Below are 22,281 nucleotides of genomic sequence, written 5' to 3' on the forward strand. Positions count from 1 at the left end.
GGCCAGGGCCGCCGCCAGCGAACTGGGCGGCGGACCTGATTGGGTTATCCCTCCTCGTCGGCCCGAACGGTGAGTACCGGAACGTCGGCAGCCCGGACGACCTTCTCGGTGACACTTCCCAGCAGGTACCGGTCCAGGCCGCGCCGTCCGTGCGTTCCCATGACGATCACGTCCGCGGCGGCCTCGTCCGCGTAGTCGAGGATCTCCCGGTACGGTTCGCCGCTCCGAATCGTCGTCGTGACGTCGACGCCGCGGTCGCGAACCCGGTCGGCCGACTCCTCGACGGTCGTCTCACCGGTCGTCCGGAGGGCGTCGACGGTCGTCGCTTCCGCGGCGCTGCCACCGAGGTACGTCGTGTTGACGACGAACAGCACGTGTATCGCCGCGTCGTGGACCGCCGCGAGGTCGAGCGCGTGTTCGAGCGCCGTCTCAGCACCGTCGCTCCCGTCCGTCGGGAACAGTATCCTGTCGTACATACGTCGAACTTCACTGCCGAATCAGTTAATTGGGAGGTAGCGATCCCGCCGAGCAGGAATGAGAGGAAAACGTAAACCGAGGACCAGCTGTCCGTTCGTCCGATCGACGTCACTCGGGTGCAATCTGCTCCAAACCGGCGACAGACGGCCGGCCCCAGACACGGGGATCTCATAGTGGTAGTTGTACGCCCGTCCCGGCGTCCACGCGAACAGAGCGAGCGTGGGCTCGACGGACGAGCAGCGCGAGTCCGTCGGCGTCCCGACGAGCACGGCGAGTCGGGGCTCAGCAGTCGAGCGCAGCGAGTCTGCTGGCGTCCGGCCGAACTGCGTGAGGCCGGACTCGATAGACGAACGGAGTGAGTCTATCGGCGTCCTGTCGAGCGCAGCGAGACAGGGCTCATCGGATGAGCAGCGCGAATCCGATGGCGTTCGACGTGGCGGGTGCCGTCGAACGCCGGTGAAAAGGTACAACCACCACTATCAATCGTTGGCAGGGACGCCGGTGGCGTCGCCGATCTCGACCTCGAGCGGGTCGTTCGTCCAGGTGACGTCCAGCGAGCGGCGCGAGCAGTAGGGCGCCAGCGTCGCCCTGGAGACGACGCCGTGGGAGACGCCCCGGTCGTCGACGACGGGGAGGTGTTTGACACCGGCACGGCGCATCCGCTCCGCCGCTTCGCGGACAGTCGCCGATGGTCGTATCGTCCTCACGGGGGCGCTCATACACCGAGCGACCACGCCGAGGTCGTCCGTCTCGGCGACGAGCGCTACGACGTCGGATTCGGTGACGACGCCGACGACGGTGTCGTCCTCGTCACAGACGAGGAGGACCCGCACGGCCGGGTCGCGAAGGTGCTGGGCGGCGTCCGGGACCGGGGTCGAGGGCGAGACGACGGGTGCCTCGTGCATCGGGGTCGTTTCGACGGGGAGATCGAGCATGGCTTGGTAACAAGTGACAATCGTGACGACATAACGCTAGTGGACATACAGGATAAATTGCCTAGAGACCCTAGTAGACAGCGAACGTGTTCGCCTGTTGGGAGCAAGTTCGTCCAGAAATCGGTCGAAAAGTGGAGGAACGACAGAACAGAACGCGGTCGGGCGTCTGCGGTTCGCGCCCCTACCCCGCCGACCCGTCGGTCACGTTGACCCAGAGGTGGAGGTCCCGATACGAGTTCTCGACGCGCGGGTTCGCAGGCGCCTCGTCCGTGTAGAGCAGGAACTGCAACCGGAGCCGGGTCCCCGTCGTCGTCGGCGTGACCTCGTAGGGGTGGTGCCAGGTCTCGTTGTGGGCCAGTCGCGTCCCGAACCGGTCGAGTTCGCGCCGTTCGCGCACGCGCGTCTCGTTGTCGACGACGGCGACGTCCTGTAACTGGACCACCACCGTGTACGTCGTCGCCTCGTGCTCGTTGTTGCCGACACCGACCACCAGCGGTTGCCCCTCGCCGCGGACGAACTCAGTGGGGTAGCCGTCGGCCACGAGTTCGCCGTCCTCGCCCTCGGTGAGGAGGTAGAACTCGGAGAAGGACTCGCCCTCCTTGGGGACGGCGACGGCGTACCCGACGCTGGCGACGGCGACCAGCATGCTCAGCGCCAACAGGACGTTCAGCGCCCCGTCGGTCCGCGTCTCGGGGGCAAACAGCTCTTGGCGAGCGCCGCGGTACCACTGCCGGTAGGGGACGCGGAAGCGCTCGTCGGCGGGCAAGGCCCACCGGCGACGGGCGCCGACGGCGGTACAGGCCAGCGTGACGCCGCTGACGCCGACGAGGATGGGGACGAGGCGGATGCCCCACGGCGTGAAGTTCAGGACCAGCCCCACCAGCGGCACCACGGCGATGCTCGTCCCGAAGGCGAGCGCGACGCGTTCGATGCCGTCGATGCCGGCGTCGGCCACGCCGGACGTTCCGGTCGTCGAGCCGTCGGTGCCGGAGTGGTCGTCGTCCGCCGACGACTCGCCCCACGCCCCTCTCGTGACCCAGCCGGCTGTCTCCTCATCGTCGGTGCCGCCGGAGTCCTCGGCTGGTTCCCCCACGCGGTCCGGTCCCGCCTCGGGGAACAGCGCGGCGACGAGCGCGTAGCCCGGGAGGAAGAGCAGGTACGGCAGGCCGAGGACGACCCGCAGCGGCGTCTCCGCGACCACGGGAAGCGTCGCGGCGAGGACGGTGGCGAGCGTCAGGACGACGACCGTCGCCAGGTCGGCGGGCAGGTTCCTGAGCTGTGGCGGCAACAGTGCCCACAACCACCGGCGATTGTCCATTGGCGTAACATGTGTGAGTGACCTAAAAGAAACCCGTGGAAGGCGTCCCGCGACGCCGGTTCGGATCAGCGGTTGCGTACGGTGACCGAGGTGATCGCCTCGAGCACGGCGCCGACTGCCAACAGCCCCTTCACGACAGTCGGGAGCGCGCAGCCGAATCGAGTTCGCTTCTGCAACCTGCATCCGAACGTGAATTACTGCCACTGCGTCGACTGGCGCATAAATTGATTGTTTTTCACGGGCATACTCCTAACAAAGTTGTATTAAACGCGGATAAGGATGTTCCTAACCCTGGCCAGGCCTTCAAATTATCTTGTCATATCAGCAAGTATTATGCCACTGTCGTTTGTCCAACCGATCAAATGGTGGGATCCAGACTACCCCAGACGGTGGTGGCGACGATACTGGTGGGCATCGTGGTCGCCTCCGTCTCGACGATGGCGCTCGCCGGCGGGGCGACCGGAATCGCCCAGGCCGGTGACACACCCCCGAGTGGCGAAGTGTTTCAGCAGGGCGACATGGGCGTCTGGGAGCGGTCGATCGTGACCCTCCGCGCGGACGACGACGACGCGGCCTACGCCCTCCCGAACGCGGCCTGGCAGATCGAGAGTACCAGCGGCGACCAGGCGTCGCTGAACCGGGACCCCGTTCCGGTGTACGACGACGGCCAGAAGGTCAGGCTGACTTTCGATCCGGACCGGGCCCAGAAGGCAGACGACTACCTCGCGGGCCAGAAGACACAGCTGATCGCCGCCCACCTCGAGGAGACCGGCAACGGCGACGTCCCGCGCACGACCGCCGAAGCGTTCGACCTGCTCGACACGGACAACGCCGACGACGCGAACGAGAACGTCTCGTTCTCCGTCGCCGACGGAAAGCGCAAACTCGCCGCTGGCGAAAACGAGTACTTCGATTCGGTCGAGGCGGGTCACACCGTCTACTTCCTCGTGACCGTGAAAGACGGGGACGGCGTCACCGTCTCCGACGACGACGTCACTGGCGTCGACGGCGAGGTGACGGTCGTCGGGCTTGAACACGTCGTCGCCCGCGCGGGCGCGAGTTCGGTCGACGCCCCCAGCAAGGTCAAACCGGGCGAGACCGCCTCCTTCGACGTCGACGCGTCGGAACTCGAGGCGGCCGACGCGGGGGAGACCATCAACCAGGGCGTCGTGATCTACGACGAAGAGAAGTACGTGAACCAGCGCTTCCTGATCGAACTGAACGACAGGGTGAGCCGGGACTTCGACGTCGACGAGGACGCCACGTTCCACTCCGATATCGACGAGGTCAACGGCGTCGCTCGCCTCGACGACCGGGTCAGTATCTTCGGTCGCCAGATCGGTGACAACCGGGTGGCCGGGAGCGCCGGCCTCGGGTTCCTCTTCGACTTCGTCGGCGAGCAGGCCGGCACTGACATGGGGAGCATCGAGGACGACTCGGCGGACACCGTCGTCCTCGACGCGTCGACGACGTTCGTCAGCGGGTCGAGCGCCGACCGAACCGTCGAGGTCGAGACGTTCAAGAACTGGTCGACCGGCGAGTACCGCTGGGTGTACGTCGGCATGGGGCAGGACAGCTCCGACATGGTCACACAGACCGGGACCATACACGTGAAGAAGAAGTCGAAGGGCGGCAGCTCCGGCGGGAGCACCGGCGGCGATACCGGCGGTGACACCGGTGGGAGTACCGGTGGCGACGACGGCGGTGATTCCGGCGGTGACGACGGCGGAACGGGCGACGCCGGCACCGGCGGCACGGGCGCGCCCGACGCCGGCAACGAGACGGAGACCGAGAAGGACGCCGGCACCGGTGGCGACGACGACGATGACGACGACGGAGACGACACCGACGAGCCCGAGCCGGCCGCCATCGAGATTACGGACGCCTCGCTGAGCGCCTCAGAGATACCGGCCGGCGACTCGGTGAACGTCTCGGTCACCCTCGAGAACGACGGCGGCGAGGAGGGGTCCGCGACGATTCGCATCCGTGCGAACGAATCGGTCGTCGCGACCGAGCAGGTCACCGTCGGCGCGGGCGAGACGGTCACCGAGACTGTCGCTGTCACCTTCGACGAAGCGGGCACCTACGAAATCTCCGCCAGCGGCACCTCGGCCGGGACGCTGACCGTCACCGAGGCCGGCGGCGGCGACGACACGCCCGGCGGTGCGGAGCCGCCCGAGGACGGCGGCGGACTGCCGGTCGTCGCCATCGGCGTCGTGGTCGTGTTCGCGGGCGGCGCGGGCGCGTTCTACGTCTTCTGGATTCGGTAGCCCGCCCCGTCGTTTGGCGCCCACTACCAGCAATTTTCCAGTTCCGTTCGGATGTTAGCAGGTTGCTTAATCCCTGAATAAACCCGTCGTTTCATCAGGGTTGCACGTTCCCTGTCAGATGTATGAACGCGCGCAATCTCACAGCCCTCCTCGCACTCGTCGTCGTGGTGAGCCTCGCCCCGGCGGCCGGTGCCCAGTCCGGCTTCGAAATCTCCTCCTCAGACACGACGCCCATTCCGGAACGGACCGAAACCGTCGGCGGGAACACCTTCACGATCGACTCGATGATCCGCGCCGACGAGGGCGACACCGTCACGGTCGACGTGACCACACCGAACGACGACAGCTATCGGCTCGAACTCCGTAACAAAGACAACCAGGTCGACGCCCAGCGCCGTGGTAACGGCGGCGACGAGTCGTTCACATTCGACCTCTCGAACTACGAGCACGGCTCCTACGCCTTCGCAGTGTCCCAGGACGGGAGCTACGAGAAAGTCCAGCCGTTGCTCGTCAGCGGCTACGACGTCGCGGTCGACGCACCCGAGTCGGTCGGGAGTGACGGGAGTGCCGAGGTGACCGTCGACCTCACCGAGACGGCGGCGAGTGGCGACCCGGCGAACGTCCAGGTGATCGTCGCCCAGGGCGACACCACCGAGACGTTCGACGCCTCGGGCGGTGACGGCGAGTACACCGCGACCATCGACGGCGGCGCGCTGGAAGCGGGCGACTACACCGTCTACGCCGTCGCCCAGGGCGACGAAGAGGCGTTCGGCCGGAGCGAACTCCTCGGCCTCAGCGACGGCCACTCGCTCACCGTCGAGGCCGAGTCCGGCGGTAGTGGCGGTACGGGTGGCTCCGGCGACGACGGGACTGACGGCTCGGAGTCCACCGAGGAGTCGGAGACGACCGACGGAGACGACGCGAACGAGTCCGACGGCTCGGACGACGGGTCGAGTGACGGCGGCGACTCCGACGACGAGTCGGCGGACGACGGCGCAGCGAACCCGCCGGCCAACGAGACGACCGAGACCGAGACGACGACCGAACCCCCCACCACGACCGTGGCGATGACGGAGACGGCGACCGACACCGACGACGGCGTCGTCACGCCGGCCGACGACACCGAGACGGAGACAGAGACGGAGGCCACGGGCCTGGCCGGGCCCGGATTCACCGCCGCCGGTGCGCTGGCGGCGCTCGTGCTGGTCGGGCTGCTGGGCCGACGCCGACTGTAGGAGAGTGGCGTCTACCGACTGGAGGAGTGCCGTCGCTCGTCTGGTGAGCGCACGCGAAAAATAGGCGATTTGGGTCGGTTCGGGTCGGTTCAGGTCGGTTCAGTTCGTGTCGAGTCAGTTCGGATCGCGGTCGATTCTGTCGCCGACCGCCACCGAATTCACTTGTCCGACCCCTGTCCGTTCCCTTGCTGGCCGCCGTCGTTCTGGCCGTTCCCCTGCTGGCCGCTGGGGTTCACGGTGATACGGCCGTCGCTCGTGCTGATCTGGGAGCCGTTCTCGGCGGTGGCGACGTGGACGACGCGGTAGTCGCCGTTGGGCCAGTCATCGCCGGTCTGGACCGTCAGGACGCCGTTCGGGCCGCCTTCGACGGCCGTCATCGACGCGTGGAGGACGTTCTCCTGGCCGCTGCCCTGGCCGGAGCGGGACTCGGTGACGACGACGTCGAACAGCCCGTCGAGGGTCATCGGGAGCTGGAACTGCTCGTCGGTGAGGTTGACGCCGAGCAGGGTGGCGTTCTCGCTGGTGGTCGTGGTCCCCTCGACCCGGTCGAGGGTCGTCTCGACGGTGAGCTGGTCGGTGCTAAGGTTCCGGTCGAGGTCGCCCTCGAGGGTAGCCGTCGCGCGCTGGCTGACCAGTTCTGACTGCCGGTAGACGACGAGGCCGTGGGTGACGTTGTCCGCCTCGATGTTGGAGTCGACGTGGAACGAGGCTTTCTCGCCCGGTGCGACGCGGTCGGAGACCGGTTCGACGGTGGAGGAGGTGTCGTGGACGAGCGCACCGTCCATGCCGACGACGGTCACGTCGCTATCGGCCCGGAGGCTGTCGCCGTCGGTGGCGAAGCCGTCGCCGGACTCGACCGTCGCGAGCATGAAGAGGTAGCCCCCGGACTCGTTGGGCGTGTAGCTCACGTTCAGCCGGCCGTCCTGGTCGATGGCTCCGACACCGTCCTCGTCGTCGAGCACCTCGACGGAGACGGCCTCGGAGTCGTTCTGCACGAGGTCGCGGACTTCGGTGACGGTGAACCCGTCGGTGAACCGCTGCATGCTGGACTCGTTCTCCAGCTGGACGGCGACGAGCTGGGCGTCGTCACCGGCGAATGACTCCGTCCCCGCGCCCAGCGAGGACTCGAACACCATCGATATCGGTTCGCCCTTGTCGTACACCGAGAGCGTCGGCTTGTTCAGCGGGACGTCGCCGGTGTTCTGCTGCGGGACGTTGAAGAAGAGGCTCATCCCCTGTACCTGCGTCGGCCCGCCCGGATCAGTACGCAGTGGAAGGGGCGCTCGCTCCCACACGGAGACGTTGTCCGTGACCGAGACCGTCCCGACCGACGAGTCGCTGTCGACCTGCGGCGCGGATGCGGACACGGCGCCGGTCACGGGCGCGACCATCGATAGCAAAACCAGGCTACACACCGCTCCAACGGCCAGTTCTTGGAGTGTCGGCATGGGAACAACGACCAATCCGACGCCAATAGTACTTGTTATATTTCCAACCAGTTATGGACGTTCGTCGCTTGCCAGTAGCGGGCCGCGTACTCACGGGACGCGACAGATTACTCACCGCTGGCAGCCGACTGGGTACGGGATACTCTGCGGTTTTTCGGCGGTGAAATCCGCTGCAAGGGTCTGGCCACACGGGGCGACGTCGGCCCGGGTCTCAGCCGAACTGGGCCCGGAGCCGCGCGGTCCCGGGCGCCCCGTCCCGGACCCAGCACGCGAGCGCGACGGCGACCAGGGCGAACTCGAAGAGGAGGAACGGCGTCAGTTCCATCCCGAGAAAGTGGCCGACGAAGCTCCCGGGACCGTCGTAGACGACCGGCGGAAGGACCGGCCAGGCGAGGAAGGCCAGGTCGGCGACGTCCCCGGCGAGGGCGGGCTGCAGCGCGTCGCCGGCGAGGTGGAACGCGTAGCCGACGACGAACGCGACCCCGACCTCATGTTGCCCGATGCGACGCGCGACGGCGAGGACGACGACCCAGAGCAGGCCGGCGATCAGGACCGAGTGCGCGAGTGACCGGCCGTTCGGCAGGAGGGCGAACCACCACGCCAGAGGCTTGTCGACGAGGTCCGGCGCCTGCGTCCCGAACGCGAGGGCGACGGTACCGCGCTCGGTCGGATAGTCGCCCGACCGGCGCCGGAGGAGGGCGTAGGCGAGATAGCCGACGGCGAGGTGTCCCCAGGGCCACATGGTATTCTCCACTCCGGCGGCCGGGTAAAATAGCCTGTCCGTTCGGCCCAGCGGCGGCCGTCCGGGTGGCTCGTCGTTCCGAAATCCCGACAGCTTCTAACGGTTCGCGTGAGACGGTCCTGTCAATGACAACTCGCCGGCGCCAGCGCTTCGTCATCGGGCAGGTCGTCTGGATGCTCGGGGCGGTTCTCGTGCTCGCGCTGCTGGGGTCGCTGTCGCTGGAGCTGTTCTTCGTCGTCTCGCTCATCGGCCTGCTGATCGTCGTCGAACTGACGGCGTCGTTCAGCGTCACGCCGACCTGGCGGTCGCGCCTGAAGTGGCTGATACTGCTGGGGCTGGTCGGGTTCACGTACGTCGTCGTCAGACGGATCCTGGAGATACTGCCGCCGGGGGTGATCTGAACGTGGCGCCGGACTATCCGCGGATGGCCCTCGCCGGCTTCACGCTCGTGGTCGTCCTCGCGCTAGCCGTCGCCGGGAGCACCTCGGGAGCGGCCTTCGGCACGTACAACCCCTCCTGGGACGGCACGGCGGAGTTCCGATCGATCGCGGAAGGGACCGGCACGGACCAGGAGATCGCCCGGAACGCGAGCGTCTACCGGACGAGCCAGCCGAACGGGACGCTCGCCGTCGTCCTCTCACCCGAGACGGCCTACGACGAGCGGGAGAGCGCGGACGTTCGAGCGTTCGTCCGGGACGGGGGGACGCTGCTGGTCGCGGAAGACTTCGGCCCCAACGGTAACCGGCTCCTCCGGGACGTGGGCGCACGGGCCCGCTTCGACGGCGACCGCCTCCGCGACGAACGCAACTACGAGAACTCGCCGGCCCTGCCCACCGCCTCGGCCGTCGCCAGTCACCCCTACACCCGCGACGTCGAGACGCTCGGACTGAACCACGCGACGGCCGTCGCCGGCAACGTGACCGAGAACGGGACGGCTGGCGCGACGACCAACGGGACGGCGAACGAGACGAACGCGAGCGTGCTCGTCGAGAGTTCGTCGTACGCCTACCTCGATTCGAACGGGAACGACCAGCTCGACGACGACGAGACGCTGGCGAGTTCGCCCGTCGTGACCGTCGAATCCGTCGGCGAGGGGCAGGTTGTCGCGGTGAGCGACCCGAGCCTGTTCATCAACACGATGCTCGAGCGGGCGGACAACCGCGCGTTCGCGCGGAACCTCTACGAGACCCACGACCGGGTCGTCCTGGACGTCTCCCACGCCGGGTCGGTGCCGCCGCTCCAGGCCGCGGTGCTGACGCTCAGGGAGTCGCCGCTCCTGCAGGCAGCGGTCGGCGGAGCCGCGCTGGCGCTCGTCGCCGGCTGGGCCTCCCTCGCCAGCGCCGGACTGGCCCTCAGACGGCGGTTTGGCCGGGAATCGTCGACGATCGGTCGACTCGGTCGCGAGGCGATCGTCGCGGGCGTCCGCGAGCGCCATCCAGACTGGGACGAGACGCGGATCGAACGGGTAACGCAAGCAATTATGGACCGACCGCCGGAAGGGACGAACGATGAGTGAGCCTGCCGCCCTGTACGAGGCCATCGAAGCAGAGGTGTCGACGGTGCTCGTCGGTCACGACGAACTGGTCGAGCAGATCACCGTCGCGCTGCTCAGCCGCGGCCACGTCCTCCTCGAAGGGGTCCCCGGCGTCGCCAAGACGACGCTCGCGAACGTCTTCGCCCGGGCCAGTGGTCTCGCCTACAACCGCATCCAGATGACGCCCGACCTGCTGCCGGCCGACATCACCGGGACCACCGTCTACCGCAGCGGGACCGGCGAGTTCGAACTCCAGAAGGGACCGGTGTTCGCCAACGTCGTCGTCGCCGACGAGATCAACCGCGCGACGCCCAAGACCCAGTCGGCGCTGCTGGAGGCCATGGAGGAGAGCGCCGTCACCATCGAGGGAGAGACGCTCGCGCTCCCGGACCCGTTCATCGTCATCGCGACGCAGAACCCCATCGAGATGGAGGGGACCTTCGAGTTGCCCGAGGCCCAGCGCGACCGCTTCATGCTGAAGCTGACCGTCGACGTCCCCGACCGCGCCGACGAGCGCCAGATCATCGACCGCTTCTCGGCACAGCCTGACCTGGGTGCTGGCGACGTCGAACAGGTGGTCACCCCCGTGGAGATGCAACGGGCCCGCGAAGCGATCACCGAGGTCCACGTCGCCGACAGCGTCCGCGAGTACATCCTCGACCTCGTCGAGGCCACGCGGACCCACCCCGACGTCGAACACGGCGCCTCGGTCCGCGCCTCGCTCGCCCTGCTGTACACGGGCAAGGCCCGCGCGGCGATCCACGGCCGCGAGTACGTCATCCCCGACGACGTGAAGGCGATGGCCCGACCCGTCCTGGTCCACCGGCTCGTGCTGAACACCGACGCTGAACTCGGCGACGTCGGCCCGACGGACGTCGTGGCGGCCGTCCTCGACGACGTGACCCCGCCCGGCGGCGACCCCGAGGCCGAACTCGACGCGGCGGAGACGATAGCCGAGGGGGCCGCCGACGGTGGCCGGTCGGGAACTGATTTCACCCCCGACGGGGGCGAAGCCGCAGACAGGCGATAACGCGCTGTCGGGGACCGTTTCTATTCGGTCTCGTCGCCGTTCTCCCTACCGTCGTCATTCTCCGACTGCCCGGTGTCCCACCGGAGCGTGGCGACCGCCTCGCCGTCCGCGTCGTCGAGTTCGACCGTGACCGGCCGGTCCAGGCCGCGCGCCAGGGCGACGGCGACGGTCGAGACGATCGGATGGTCGAAGCGGGCGATGGAGCCGTAGGCGCCGTCGGTGACCGCCAGCGTGAGGCGACCGCCGGCGGGGTCGAGGTCGGTCCGGAGGGCGCCGGCGACCTCGAACTGTTCGACGACGGCCTCGCGCACCTGGCCAACCAGTTCGGCGGGGTCGCTGGCGAGCGGGCCGCCCAGCGCGGCCTCGAACTCGCGGAACAGCGTCTCGCCGGTGGGTTCGAGGGAGACACCCCGGGTCGCCGCGTCGCCGGAGACGACGAACAGCGACTCCAGCGCGTCGACGTCGGGGAGTGTCCACTTCTCTCGCTGGGGGACGTACAGCCGGACGCCGATAGACTCACTCCGTTCGTCTATCGAGCCCGTGGGAACGTACACCCGCTCCTCGGAGAGGCCGAGGACGAGACAGAGGCGCTCCTGGTTCCGGGCCAGCGCCTCGTAGACGGCGTCGCCGACGTCGGCCGAGACGAAGCGCTCGGGCGTGACGAACCAGGTCAGCAGGGCCGCGAACAGCCCCGTCCCGCCCAGCGCCAGCAGGACGGTCCGCGTCTCGGGGAATAGGACGCCGCCGGCCGTGGCGAGCGCCCCGAGGGCGGCGAAGCCCAGCGCCGTCCGCCGGTACTGGCTCCGGCGGGCGCGGACGTAGGACTCGCGGAGGCGGTCGGCCTCCGCTCGCTGGCGCTCCAGTTCGGCCAGCAGCGTCTCCCGGTCCGGTTCCTCGGACGGGGCGTCGTCGGCCGACGGCTCGTCGGCTGACGCTGGTGGCTCGTGGGGCTGGGCCTCGGGGTCGGTGGCGGGTGTCTCAGAACTCATCGGTTACCTCGACGGTGACGACTGTGAAGCGGTGCAGCCCGTAAGCGACGACGGCGGCGACGGGGATCAGAAGTGCCGCGGTCTGCCAGAGCCGGTCGAGCCAGACGACGCCGGCGACCGCGAGGCCGACGAAGGCAGCGAGGGCGACGACGGCGGCGACCAGGGTTCCGACCGGGGCTCGCCAGTCGGTCAGGTCGACGAGCAGAATCGCGGCCAGCGGCGCCTCGACGAGCGCGATGGTCGCGAGGGACGCGTCGGCCGGAAGCAGCGGGGCGAACAGCACCTGGCCGAGGGCGACGACGACCACGGGCGGCGCGAGGAGCCATGCGACGACCAGCGCCGCGCCGGCGAGGATGCCCGAGACGCCGGCGACGAGGAAGCCCACGGCGACGGCCCCGAGGGTCGCGAGACCGGTGAGGACGGCCGTGAGCCGGTCGTCGGTGTCGAGTACTCCCATCATGCGCTGGCCCTCCGTCGGCGGCGGTCCCGTCCGATCGACAGCACCGCTGCGAGCCTGTCGGCCGGCCCGACCTCGTAGGCCGAGACGCGCTCGAGGTTGGCCAGTTCGCGCCGAAACGCCTCGAACTCGCTGTATCGGTCGTAGGCCGCGTCCAGGTCCGCGACGTCGCCGTCGGCGAACAGCGCCGTCGGCGTCAGGAAGACGGTGACCTGGTCGGACTCGCCGCGGGCGTAGGTGACCGCCTCGCGCAGGGCGGCCCGGTCCGCGTCGTCGGTGACGATGACGGTCCAGACGGCCGTCGCCGCGCCGAACTCGGCGTTCCTGACCGTCCGATAGAGCGGGCGCGAGTCGAACCGGCGGCGGTAGGCGTCCCGGTCCGCGAAGTAGGGAGCCAGCGTCCGGCCGAACGCGGAGTCGTCGGAATCGAGGTGTGCGCTCGCGGCGCGGGCCGCGGTCGGCCGGACCGGGTCGGACGCGGCCGGCGCGCCGCGCGTCGGTTCGACCTCGAACAGGTGGGTCCTGACCGGGCGCCAGGTCTCGGTCCGGGTTCCCGGGTCGATCAGCGCCGTGGTCCCGCCGTCGCCGACGGCGTAGTAGCCCAGTTTGTCGTCCGACCGGCCGACCTGGTCGACGAGGGCGACCGCGAGCTGGCGGGCGTAGTCGATCTTTCGCGTCCCGGGCCGGCCGTCGGCCATCGTGGCCCGGTGGTCGAAGAACAGCAGCGTCTCCCGGTCTGTGTTGCCCTCGAACTCGCGGACGTGGGGCTGGTCGAGGCGGGCGGTCGACTTCCAGTCGATCTGGCGGACGGCGTCGCCGGGGACGTACTCACGGACCTCAGCAGGTTCGACGTCGCCGCCGGGCCGGCCCGCCTCGTGTTCGCCGAAGCCGGCCGCGATGCGGTCACCGCCCTCGCCGACGTGGACGTCCCGCGGCGCGCGCGGGTCCACCGCGACGTCGACGCCGACGTCCAGGGCAGCGGTCTGGCCGAACAGGCCGGCGTCGTCCGAGATCGTCGCGGTGACGTCGTCGACCCGGAACGACCCGGCGACGGGCCAGGTGAGCGTCGCGTGGTCGACGGCTGCGCGCTCCCCGGAACCGAGCGTGACCGTCACAGGCTCGCCCCTCGCGCCGGGCGGCGGCGTCACCGTGACGGCGACCGTAACCGGGAGCGCGCGGGCCAGTTCGGCGTCGACAGAGAGCTGTGCGGACTCCTCGGCCATGAGACGCGGCGCCGTCGTCAGTGAGACGTCGAGCGTGGCGGGGACCCGGCCGACGGCCCGGGCGAACTGGAACTGCCTGGCCACCAGCCAGGCGGCGACACCGGCGGCGCCGAGCAGGGCCAGCGGCTGTGCGACGACGACCCCCCAGCACGCCAGAAACAGGCCGACGACGACGAGCGTCCAGTACCGGCGGGTCACCTCCATAGCTGGTGAGTGCCACGGGGCGCCATTGAAGCTACTGGTCTAGTCAGTCAAGTTGATCGTTCCGTCCGCGGCGATCAGCTCCCCGCCCGGCGCCGCACTAGAATATCGATCTCAGTTTTGATATCGGTACGGCACGTTTATGGCTCAGAATATATCTCCTATTCTAGCAGGTAGAGCAGATTTGAAAACAATCTTGAGGTTGCGTAATTGCCAGCCAGTCTCTGAAACTCGAAATCGATTTTGATTCCAGACGAATGACGACCGAACCAGCCGAACCGTCCGAGGAGTCGCCGACAGCGACGCGCGAGCGCCGGCAGCGCGTCCGGTCGGCGCTGCCGGTCGTCTTCGTCGTGGTCCTCGCCGTCCTCACGACGGGATTTCTCGTGGCGGGTGGGCCGGTCCCGGACCAGAACGACGCCGCGGAGCGAGCGGCCGAGGGAACGCCGGGCGCCGAAGCCGACCGGCAGGACGGACCCGAGGAGGGTGACGGGTCGACGTCGGCGCCGTTCGAGACACTCCGCTCGGCGGGAGCTGAGACAGACGCGACCGGCGGAAACGACGGCGGGGCGAGCGCCGCCCAGCCCCCGAAAGGAATCGTCGGGCCGAACGAGAGCGGGGTGAACGACACCGACGGCGACGGCATCACGGACGCGGCCGAGCGAGATATCTACGGAACCGACCCGGCCGACCCTGACACGGACGGCGACGGCTACGCTGACGGGATGGAGGTCGCTTGCGGCGGTTTGCTTCCCGGCGCGGACCCGCGCCACCACGACGTCTTCGTGGAGGTCGATACCGTCCGCGGGACGCACCTGGACCCGGCCGCCGTCGGGCGCCTCCGGGCGGCCTTCGCCGACGCGCCGGTCGACAACCCCGACGGCGAGTCGGGTATCGCCCTCCACGTCAGGCGGAGCGACTCCGGCCTGCCGGTGAACGGGTCGGTCGACAGCGGCGCGCGGCCCGGCGACCACAACGACCTCCGAGACTACCGGGAGCGGTACGTCGACCACGGCGACTCGGGGTACTACTACGTCCTCGTGACGACGGAGGCCGCCTTCCGGGGTGACGACTACTACGCGGGGTCTGGCGTCGACGGCGCCGCAGTCGTGGAGTCGTTCGACTCGCCGAAGATCACGAGTTCACTGTTGATGCACGAACTCGGCCACGCCTTCGGGCTGGGCCCCGGCGAAGTCGGCGTCGACGAAGAGACCTTCGACGCGACCGACTACCGCAGCGTGATGAACTACAACGCCCTCTACGAGGTCGAGACGTACTCGGACGGCTCGGGCGATGTGGGCCGCGACGAGTGGTCCTTCGTCGCCGAGGACCGCTACCAGCCCCCCGTCGAGTGCGAAGACGACGGGACGGGTGGTGCCTGTGCGACCGCCTGCGTCGCCGGCCAGTGATTACGGACGGCGGCCCGCCCCGTTCTCGCCCCGTGCCAGTCCATTAATGGGGACTGCCGCCCTCTACCCGGTATGAGCCAGCTCCACGCGCTCGTCATCGGCGAGCGCACGTTCCCGTTCCACAGCTTCGACGAGATGGGGCCCCACGTCGAGGCGGCACTCGGCGACGACGTCAACGCCACCCTCACCGAGGACCGCGACGACCTCCTCGACCTCTCCGGCTACGACCTCGTCGTCGACTACCTCACCGACAGCACGCTCACCGACGACCAGCAGGCGAGCCTCCTCTCGTTCGTCGAGGACGGCGGCGGCTACCTGGGCGTCCACTGCGCCGCGGACGTCACCAGCACCCACGACGGCGAGGGTGGGATCGACGCGCGCGACGAACCCATTCCCGAGTTGCACGACCTGCTCGGCGGCTACTTCCTCACCCACCCCGAGCAGTCCACCTTCGACGTGAACGTCGTCGACGACGACCACCCCGTCACTGCGGGCGTCTCGGACTTCTCGGTGTTCGACGAGCCCTACCAGGTCGACTACGACGCCGACCGCGTCCAGGTGCTCGCGCGCATGGATCACCCCGACCTGGAGGACTACCCCGTCGTCTGGGTCCGCGACCACGGTACGGGGCGCGTCTGCTACGCCTCGCTGGGCCACACCGAAGAATCGCTGGAGAATCCGCAATACCGTCGCATCCTGCAGAACGCCGCCGGCTGGGTCGCTGGCGCGTAGTTCGGCAGCGCGGTCGCTTCTTCTGAAAACGAGGGTTCAGTACTCCGCCGGCCACGTGCCCGGCAGCGGCTCGGGCCGATCGAGAGCGGCGTCGAAGGACTGGTGTTCGCCCGTCTCCGAGGACTCCCGGATCCCGGCGAGGACGTCGAGGACGTGGGCGGCCAGGTCACCGCTCGTCCGGTGGGCCCAGTCGGTCCGGACCGCGGCGGCCAGGTCGGCGACGCCCGCGCCCCGTCCAGCGGTGTACTCGTGCGTGAGGTCGACTTCTTCGAACTCGCGCTCGCCCCGTTTCTGGACGCGGACCGGCCCCTCGAAGTGGTTCGGGTCGGGCAGGGCCAGGGTCCCCTCGGTGCCGTAGAGTTCGAACGCCGGCATGGGGAACGTCGACCCCTGGACGTCGAAGCTCGTCAGCAGGTTGGCAGAGACGCCGCCGGCGAACTCGATCAGGCCCGACTCGTGGGTCGGCACCTCGACGTCGATGGTCTCGCCGTTCCGCGGCTCGCTCGTAATAGTCCGCTCGTCGCTGGCCCGGGTGACCGAGCCAGTGACCCGCGTCGCCGGGCCGAGCAGGGAGACCAGCGCCGTCACGTAGTAGGGCCCCATGTCGAACAGCGGCCCGCCGCCCTCCTGGTAGTACAGGTCCGGGTTCGGGTGCCAGACCTCGTGACCCGGACTCGTCCAGATGGCCGTCGCGCCCACGGGCTCGCCGATCAACCCCTCGTCGAGGACCTGCCGGCAAGTCTGCAGGCCCGCGCCGAGGAAGGTGTCCGGTGCGGACCCGACCAGCAGTCCCTCGCGCTCGGCGGTCTGGAGGATGGATCGTGCGCCCTCGACGGTCGACGCCAGCGGCTTCTCGACGTAGACGTGGTTTCCCGCCTCCAGCGCCTGCGTGCAGGTCGCCTCGTGGACCGACGGCGGCGTGAGGTTGATGATTATCTCGATTTCAGGGTCGGCGAGCATCTCCTCGGGAGCCATCGCGGTGACGCCGTACTCGTCGGCCGCCTGTTCGGCGCGTTCCGTATCGAGGTCGGCACACGCGGTGATCTCGTAGGCGTCGAAGCGGTCGCCAGCGGAGAGGTAGGCGTCGCTGATCGTCCCACAGCCGAGCACGCCGGCTTTTACAACGTCCATACTCCCCCAAACCGACGAGCGGAAAAAGAGGTGTTGGGTCGCCAGTGGCGACTGGCGGGGGACTGGCGGCGGAGATCAGTTCTGGTCGTCCGCCCGCTCCCGGATCAGCGAGTTCTCGTCGACGTAGTAGACGTACGTCAGAGTGGACCAGTCGGAGATGAGTTCGGTGACAGCCTCCGTTCCTTCAGCCGGTCCGCCGGTGTTCGAGGAGCCGGAACAGCTCACCGTCGCCTCGTACCAGCCATCGCGCTCGGTGACATTCTGGAGTTCGCAGTCGAGGGTCACCTCGCTGTGCTCGCTGTACCACAGACCGTTGTACGCGTACCGGTACTCGTGGGTCTTCACGAACTCACCCACAGAGTCCTCGGTGAGCGTCTCTGGCCGCTCGGGTCGCTCCTTGGGGCCATCGGGGAGTTCGACCGTCCGATTCGGCAGCGGGGTCTGGACGTCGGTGGCGGTGTCGGTGACGGTGTCGGTTGGCGACTGGACAGCCTCGGAATGCGTCGCCGTCGGAGGACCAGCGGGACCCTCGACGCAGCCCGCCGTGAGGACGACGAGGGCGAGGACGGCGATCAGTGAGAGGGACGATTTCGGGGACACGTGCCGGCGTACCGACGGATCCGGTAAATGCTTTCTACCGGCGTGGCGATTCCGGGGCGCGAAAACCGCCGATCGTCGCACAGAGCCGCCACAGAGACCCAAGGGAAACGCTACAGAGACCCCACAGATGCTCGCAGAAGCCTTCTCGTTCCAGATACTCGTCGATTGACCGCGACCACTTCCGCTACGGATGGCGAACCTTCTTGAGCGAGGACGCAGTACCTACCCTCGATCGAATGGCCACTGCCGAGAACACCGAACTCACCGACGCGTTCGAGGAGTTCTACCGCAACTACTACCGGAACGAGATCGGTGAGCTCGCCCAGAAGTACCCGACCGACCAGAAGTCGCTGTGGATCGACTGGCAGGACCTGTACCGCTTCGACCCCGACCTGGCCGACGACTTCAGGAACAAGCCGGCCCAGCTTCAGGACTACGCCGAGGAGGCGCTGCGGCTGTACGACCTGCCGGTGGACGTCAAGCTCGGCCAGGCCCACGTCCGCGTGCACAACCTCCCGCAGTCGGAGGACATCCGCGCCATCCGGCACGAGCACCACGGTAACCTCATCTCCGTCCAGGGCATCGTCCGCAAGGCCACGGACGTCCGTCCCAAGGTCACCAACGCCGCCTTCGAGTGCCAGCGCTGTGGCACCCTGACCAGGATTCCGCAGGTCGCCGGCGACTTCCAGGAGCCCCACGAGTGCCAGGGCTGTGAGCGACAGGGCCCCTTCCGGCTCAACATGGACCAGTCGGAGTTCGTCGACGCCCAGAAACTCCGCGTCCAGGAGTCCCCCGAGGGCCTGCGCGGCGGCGAGACGCCCCAGGCGATCGACGTCAGCATCGAAGACGACATCTGCGGCGAGGTGACGGCGGGCGACCACGTCAACGTCACCGGCGTCCTCAAGCTCGACCAGCAGGGCAACGACCGCGAGAAGTCGCCCATGTTCGACCTCTACATGGACGGCGTCGACGTCTCCATCGAGGACCAGCAGTTCGAGGACATGGACATCACCGACGAGGACAAGAAGGACATCGTCGAGCTCTCGAACGAGGACGGCCTCTACGAGAAGATGGTCGGCGCCATCGCCCCCTCCATCTACGGCTACGACCAGGAGAAGCTCGCGATGATCCTCCAGCTCTTCTCGGGCGTCACCAAACACCTCCCCGACGAGTCCCGCATCCGCGGCGACCTCCACATGCTGATGATCGGGGATCCCGGTACTGGTAAGTCGCAGATGCTATCGTACGTCGAGAACATCGCGCCCCGCTCCGTCTACACCTCCGGCAAAGGGTCGTCCTCGGCCGGTCTGACGGCCGCCGCGGTCCGCGACGACTTCGGCGAGGGCCAGCAGTGGACCCTCGAAGCGGGTGCGCTCGTCCTCGCCGACCAGGGAATTGCGGCGATTGACGAACTCGACAAGATGAATCCGGACGACCGCTCCGCGATGCACCAGGCCCTGGAGCAACAGGAGATCAGCATCAACAAGGCCGGCATCAACGCGACGCTCAAGAGCCGGTGTTCGCTGCTGGGCGCGGCGAACCCGAAGTACGGTCGCTTCGACCAGTTCGAACCCATCGGCGAACAGATCGACCTCGAACCCGCGCTCATCTCCCGATTCGACCTCATCTTCACCGTCACCGACCAGCCCGACGAGGAGGAGGACGCCAACCTCGCCGACCACATCATCCAGACCAACTACGCCGGCGAGTTGAACACCCACCGCGAGATGAACGCCACGTCGGACTACAGCGAGGAGGAGGTGGCGAACGTCACCGACGAGGTCGCGCCCACTATCGAGCCGGAACTCCTCCGGAAGTACATCGCCTACGCCAAGCGGAACTGCTACCCGACGATGACGGAGGAGGCCAAGGAGTCGATCCGCGACTTCTACGTCGACCTGCGGGCGAAGGGGCAGGACGACGACGCGCCGGTCCCAGTCACGGCCCGAAAGCTGGAGGCGCTGGTCCGCCTGGCCGAGGCGTCGGCGCGCATCCGCCTCTCCGATACCGTCGAGGAGGAGGACTCCGAACGGGTCATCCAGATCGTCCGGTCCTCGATGGAGGACATCGGCGTCGACCCGGAGACCGGCGAGTTCGACGCCGACGTCGTCGAGACGGGGACCTCCAAGACCCAGCGCGACCGCATCCAGAACATCAAGGGCATCATCAACGACATCGAGTCCGAGTACGACGAGGGCGCGCCCATCGACGTCGTCGTCGAGCGCGCCGAGGAGGTCGGCGTCGACCAGTCCAAGGCCGAACACGAGATCGAGCAGCTCAAACAGAAGGGCGAGGTGTACGAGCCCCGCACCGACCACCTGCGGACGACGTAGGATGGACCGGATCTCGGCGCTGCGGAACGTGGAGGAATCGCTGGCCCGCTTCGAGGCGGGCGAGTGCTCGCTGGCGGAGCTGGAACGGGACGTCCGCGGCGTGCTCCGGACCTACGCCACCGACTTCGACGGGGAGTTGCGGGCTTACGAGGCGTCGGGCGAGGCCCTGGGGACGCTCACCGTCCTGGCGTCGTCCCGCGACGAGGCCCGCGAGCGCGTCGCGGACCTGGTCGAGGAACCGGGCAACTTCGCCGTCGAATCTGTCGAGTGAGGGGAAAATGGGAACAAATATGTTGTGGTATCGACAACTGCTGGGACGATGACCGGGGTCGCCGAGATGGTCGACGGTGTCACCACGACGCTCCTGTGCGGGGCGTCGCTGGGCGGCGAGACGCGGGAGTGCTGTGAAGCGTTACTCACGGCGGGCGCCGACGATGGCCGAGATGTGCTGTGGGTGACCTACACGCGGCCGCCGGCTGACTGTCTCGCGTCGGTGCCCGACGACGTGTCCGTCCGCGGCGTCCTCGCCGTCGGCGACGCGCCCCACTGGGAGACGTCCATCGACGGCGTCGACGTCGAGGTGGTCGCGACGCCCGGCGACATCACCGCGCTGGGGATCAAGCTGAGCCGGTTCCTCTCGGCCGGCGACGGCGACCTGACCGTCTGTTTCGACTCCGTGACGGCGATGTGCCAGTACGTCGAGCCGGAGACGGCCTACGGCTTCCTCCACACCATCGCCGTCCAGCTGTACGCCGCCGACGCGACAGCCCACTTCCACATCGACCCCGCGGCCCACGACGAGTCCACGGTCGACCTGTTCGCGTCGCTGTGTGACGCCGTGGTGAACGTCGGCGACGACGGCGACGACGAACCAGCCGTCCGGACGCGGCCCGTGCTCGACTAGACGGGCTCGTCGGACCGTCACTCGGCCGGCTCCATCCGGAAGCGCTGGATAAGAGAGATGTTATCCTCTTTAGTTTTAGTTAATTTTATGCAATATCAAGTGGCAACTAGATACGTGCTCCTCGTGATAACCTACTCGCGGGCGGCCCGACAGTCACTCCGGAACGTCTGCCGGGCCCACGAGGACAGCGTCGTGCGCCGGTTCGGTCGTGCCGCCCTGCTGGAGGCCACAGGGTTCGGCGCGTTCCAGGCGCTCAGGCTGCAGGCGAAACACGGCCTCGACGTCCAGGTCGAACGCGTCGAACCGTTCGTCGAGAGCGACGTGCCCGAGCGTGTTCGCGAAGCCGCCACCGCCTACGAGAACCGCGACCAGTCGTCGGTTCCCTACCGGCAGTTCGCGTCCGGGACCGACTACCCGTCGCCGGAGTCGCTCCGGGAGACCGACGTGTGATCCTCCGCGTCGGCGGGCGGACGTTCTGCGGTGCCGTCGTCGACCTGCGAGACGTCGACGTCGACGCCAGCAGCGATGGAGCGTCGATCGCGGCCGCAATCCGTGGCGAGGAATCCCGCTGTGGCGTGCACTGTCCGCCGGCGTCGCCGGTCCACGCCCGGGCGGGGTACGTCAGGCCGGGGATGGGACTGTCGACGCGGACCGCACTCGCCGCCGCCGGTCGGTCGCGCGGACTCGATACGTCGTCCGACGACGAACTGGCCGCGGTCCGCTCGGAACTGGCGGCGCTCGACGGCGACGAAACCGAGTGTCCGTCCGCGCCGACGACGGCCCCAGACGCCGACCGGGAACGCTTGCGCGAGCGAGTCGCGGAGCTACGGGGTCGCGTCCAGGCGCTCGAATCGACCGACCGAGACGCCAGCAACGCCCGGTCGAAACTCCGGGACGCCGCCCGTCGGCTCTCGGAACTGGAGACCGAACGCGTGGCCGCCGTCGAGACGCGCGAGCGATCGCGTGCGCTGCGGGACCGGCGGGAACGTCGACTCAAACTCCAGGACCGGGCGGCGAACCTCGAACGCGACGCGCGCGCTCACCTCGTCGCCGACCTCCGCGAGGAGTTCGCCGCCGCGGTCGACTCGCTGCAGGCGGTGAGTGTCGGGGGCGCCACGGCGAACGACCGCGACCACCCGTTCGACGTCGACCCGGTCACGGCGGCCCTGGCAATCCTGCGGATCGCCGCGGTTCGTGCCCCGGTCGTCCTCACTGTCGACCGGTTCGAGCACCCCGCAGCGGCCGCCCGGTGGCTGGCGGCGCCGGTCGTCCGTCTGTGACTGCCCGGAGTTTATACCGGAGGACGGGCCCAG

Annotated in this window: 22 protein-coding genes; 12 read left to right on the forward strand and 10 right to left on the reverse strand. The window is 68.5% G+C overall.

Going from position 1 to position 22,281, the window contains the following annotated elements; all coding sequences use genetic code 11:
• Positions 1 to 44 precede the first annotated feature (44 nt).
• From AC5FRV_RS13980 to AC5FRV_RS13990, 3 genes are all read right to left on the reverse strand, one after another.
• Positions 45 to 476: a universal stress protein gene (locus AC5FRV_RS13980; protein WP_493561699.1), complete on the reverse strand. Its 432-nt coding sequence runs from the start codon at positions 474 to 476 to the stop codon at positions 45 to 47.
• Positions 477 to 956: 480 nt separating this feature from the next.
• The gene (locus tag AC5FRV_RS13985) at positions 957 to 1,412 is read right to left on the reverse strand and encodes a CBS domain-containing protein (protein WP_493561700.1); all 456 of its coding nucleotides are present in this window, start codon (positions 1,410 to 1,412) and stop codon (positions 957 to 959) included.
• 181 nt (positions 1,413 to 1,593) lie between these two features.
• A complete protein-coding gene (locus AC5FRV_RS13990) occupies positions 1,594 to 2,730 on the reverse strand; it encodes a DUF1616 domain-containing protein (RefSeq protein WP_493561701.1) in 1,137 nt (378 codons plus the stop codon).
• 362 nt (positions 2,731 to 3,092) lie between these two features.
• On the opposite strand from AC5FRV_RS13990, the gene AC5FRV_RS13995 reads away from it, so the two are divergent.
• Positions 3,093 to 5,000, forward strand: coding sequence for a hypothetical protein (locus tag AC5FRV_RS13995; RefSeq protein WP_493561702.1), 1,908 nt, complete (start codon positions 3,093 to 3,095; stop codon positions 4,998 to 5,000).
• 122 nt (positions 5,001 to 5,122) lie between these two features.
• A complete protein-coding gene (locus tag AC5FRV_RS14000) occupies positions 5,123 to 6,235 on the forward strand; it encodes a hypothetical protein (protein WP_493561703.1) in 1,113 nt (370 codons plus the stop codon).
• Between the two features lie 158 nt (positions 6,236 to 6,393).
• Here the strand turns inward: AC5FRV_RS14000 and AC5FRV_RS14005 are convergent, their stop codons facing one another.
• Positions 6,394 to 7,683, reverse strand: a complete 1,290-nt coding sequence (locus AC5FRV_RS14005; RefSeq protein WP_493561704.1) for a PGF-CTERM sorting domain-containing protein — start codon at positions 7,681 to 7,683, stop codon at positions 6,394 to 6,396.
• A 211-nt stretch (positions 7,684 to 7,894) separates the two neighbouring features.
• Entirely contained in the window at positions 7,895 to 8,425 is a 531-nt protein-coding gene (locus AC5FRV_RS14010) for a metal-dependent hydrolase (RefSeq protein ID WP_493561705.1), read from the reverse strand.
• Positions 8,426 to 8,550: 125 nt separating this feature from the next.
• Between AC5FRV_RS14010 and AC5FRV_RS14015 the strand changes: the two genes are divergently transcribed.
• From AC5FRV_RS14015 to AC5FRV_RS14025, 3 genes are read left to right on the forward strand one after another with little or no spacing between them, the layout of a single operon-like run.
• Complete coding sequence (locus AC5FRV_RS14015) at positions 8,551 to 8,826, forward strand: DUF8044 family membrane protein (protein WP_493561706.1); 276 nt, start codon at positions 8,551 to 8,553, stop codon at positions 8,824 to 8,826.
• Positions 8,827 to 8,828: 2 nt separating this feature from the next.
• Positions 8,829 to 9,941 carry a DUF4350 domain-containing protein gene (locus AC5FRV_RS14020; RefSeq protein ID WP_493561707.1) on the forward strand — a complete coding sequence of 371 codons (1,113 nt, stop codon included), beginning with the start codon at positions 8,829 to 8,831 and terminating at the stop codon, positions 9,939 to 9,941.
• Positions 9,934 to 10,989, forward strand: coding sequence for an AAA family ATPase (locus AC5FRV_RS14025; RefSeq protein ID WP_493561708.1), 1,056 nt, complete (start codon positions 9,934 to 9,936; stop codon positions 10,987 to 10,989). Before AC5FRV_RS14020 ends, AC5FRV_RS14025 begins: the two co-directional genes overlap by 8 nt.
• A 20-nt stretch (positions 10,990 to 11,009) precedes the next feature.
• On the opposite strand, the gene AC5FRV_RS14030 is transcribed toward AC5FRV_RS14025, so the two are convergent.
• From AC5FRV_RS14030 to AC5FRV_RS14040, 3 genes are read right to left on the reverse strand one after another with little or no spacing between them, the layout of a single operon-like run.
• Positions 11,010 to 11,978 (reverse strand): DUF7982 domain-containing protein, encoded by a 969-nt coding sequence (locus AC5FRV_RS14030; protein ID WP_493561709.1) that lies wholly within the window; start codon positions 11,976 to 11,978, stop codon positions 11,010 to 11,012.
• Positions 11,968 to 12,438, reverse strand: coding sequence for a DUF8163 family membrane protein (locus tag AC5FRV_RS14035; RefSeq protein ID WP_493561710.1), 471 nt, complete (start codon positions 12,436 to 12,438; stop codon positions 11,968 to 11,970). Before AC5FRV_RS14035 ends, AC5FRV_RS14030 begins: the two co-directional genes overlap by 11 nt.
• Entirely contained in the window at positions 12,435 to 13,862 is a 1,428-nt protein-coding gene (locus AC5FRV_RS14040) for a DUF58 domain-containing protein (protein ID WP_493561711.1), read from the reverse strand. The genes AC5FRV_RS14035 and AC5FRV_RS14040 overlap by 4 nt, the downstream gene beginning before the upstream one ends.
• A 254-nt stretch (positions 13,863 to 14,116) precedes the next feature.
• Here AC5FRV_RS14040 and AC5FRV_RS14045 point away from each other — a divergent pair, with 254 nt between their 5' ends.
• Positions 14,117 to 15,268 (forward strand): zinc metalloprotease, encoded by a 1,152-nt coding sequence (locus tag AC5FRV_RS14045; RefSeq protein WP_493561712.1) that lies wholly within the window; start codon positions 14,117 to 14,119, stop codon positions 15,266 to 15,268.
• Between the two features lie 72 nt (positions 15,269 to 15,340).
• Positions 15,341 to 16,000: a ThuA domain-containing protein gene (locus AC5FRV_RS14050; RefSeq protein WP_493561713.1), complete on the forward strand. Its 660-nt coding sequence runs from the start codon at positions 15,341 to 15,343 to the stop codon at positions 15,998 to 16,000.
• A 36-nt stretch (positions 16,001 to 16,036) separates the two neighbouring features.
• Here AC5FRV_RS14050 and AC5FRV_RS14055 read toward each other — a convergent pair whose 3' ends face one another.
• Positions 16,037 to 17,131, reverse strand: coding sequence for a Gfo/Idh/MocA family protein (locus AC5FRV_RS14055; protein ID WP_493561714.1), 1,095 nt, complete (start codon positions 17,129 to 17,131; stop codon positions 16,037 to 16,039).
• A gap of 75 nt (positions 17,132 to 17,206) precedes the next feature.
• Positions 17,207 to 17,731 (reverse strand): hypothetical protein, encoded by a 525-nt coding sequence (locus AC5FRV_RS14060; RefSeq protein WP_493561715.1) that lies wholly within the window; start codon positions 17,729 to 17,731, stop codon positions 17,207 to 17,209.
• Positions 17,732 to 17,967: 236 nt separating this feature from the next.
• On the opposite strand from AC5FRV_RS14060, the gene AC5FRV_RS14065 reads away from it, so the two are divergent.
• The 5 genes from AC5FRV_RS14065 to AC5FRV_RS14085 all read left to right on the forward strand — a co-directional run bounded on the left by AC5FRV_RS14065 (position 17,968) and on the right by AC5FRV_RS14085 (position 22,248).
• Positions 17,968 to 20,064 (forward strand): minichromosome maintenance protein MCM, encoded by a 2,097-nt coding sequence (locus AC5FRV_RS14065; RefSeq protein WP_493561716.1) that lies wholly within the window; start codon positions 17,968 to 17,970, stop codon positions 20,062 to 20,064.
• A 1-nt stretch (position 20,065) separates the two neighbouring features.
• Complete coding sequence (locus AC5FRV_RS14070) at positions 20,066 to 20,335, forward strand: DUF7854 family protein (protein WP_493561717.1); 270 nt, start codon at positions 20,066 to 20,068, stop codon at positions 20,333 to 20,335.
• Positions 20,336 to 20,383: 48 nt separating this feature from the next.
• Complete coding sequence (locus tag AC5FRV_RS14075; protein WP_493561718.1) at positions 20,384 to 20,968, forward strand: DUF7504 family protein; 585 nt, start codon at positions 20,384 to 20,386, stop codon at positions 20,966 to 20,968.
• 114 nt (positions 20,969 to 21,082) lie between these two features.
• Positions 21,083 to 21,418 carry a DUF7855 family protein gene (locus tag AC5FRV_RS14080; protein WP_493561861.1) on the forward strand — a complete coding sequence of 112 codons (336 nt, stop codon included), beginning with the start codon at positions 21,083 to 21,085 and terminating at the stop codon, positions 21,416 to 21,418.
• Positions 21,415 to 22,248, forward strand: coding sequence for a DUF7856 family protein (locus AC5FRV_RS14085; protein WP_493561719.1), 834 nt, complete (start codon positions 21,415 to 21,417; stop codon positions 22,246 to 22,248). The genes AC5FRV_RS14080 and AC5FRV_RS14085 overlap by 4 nt, the downstream gene beginning before the upstream one ends.
• Positions 22,249 to 22,281 lie beyond the last annotated feature (33 nt).

This window comes from Halomicrobium sp. HArcel3, from assembly GCF_058933135.1.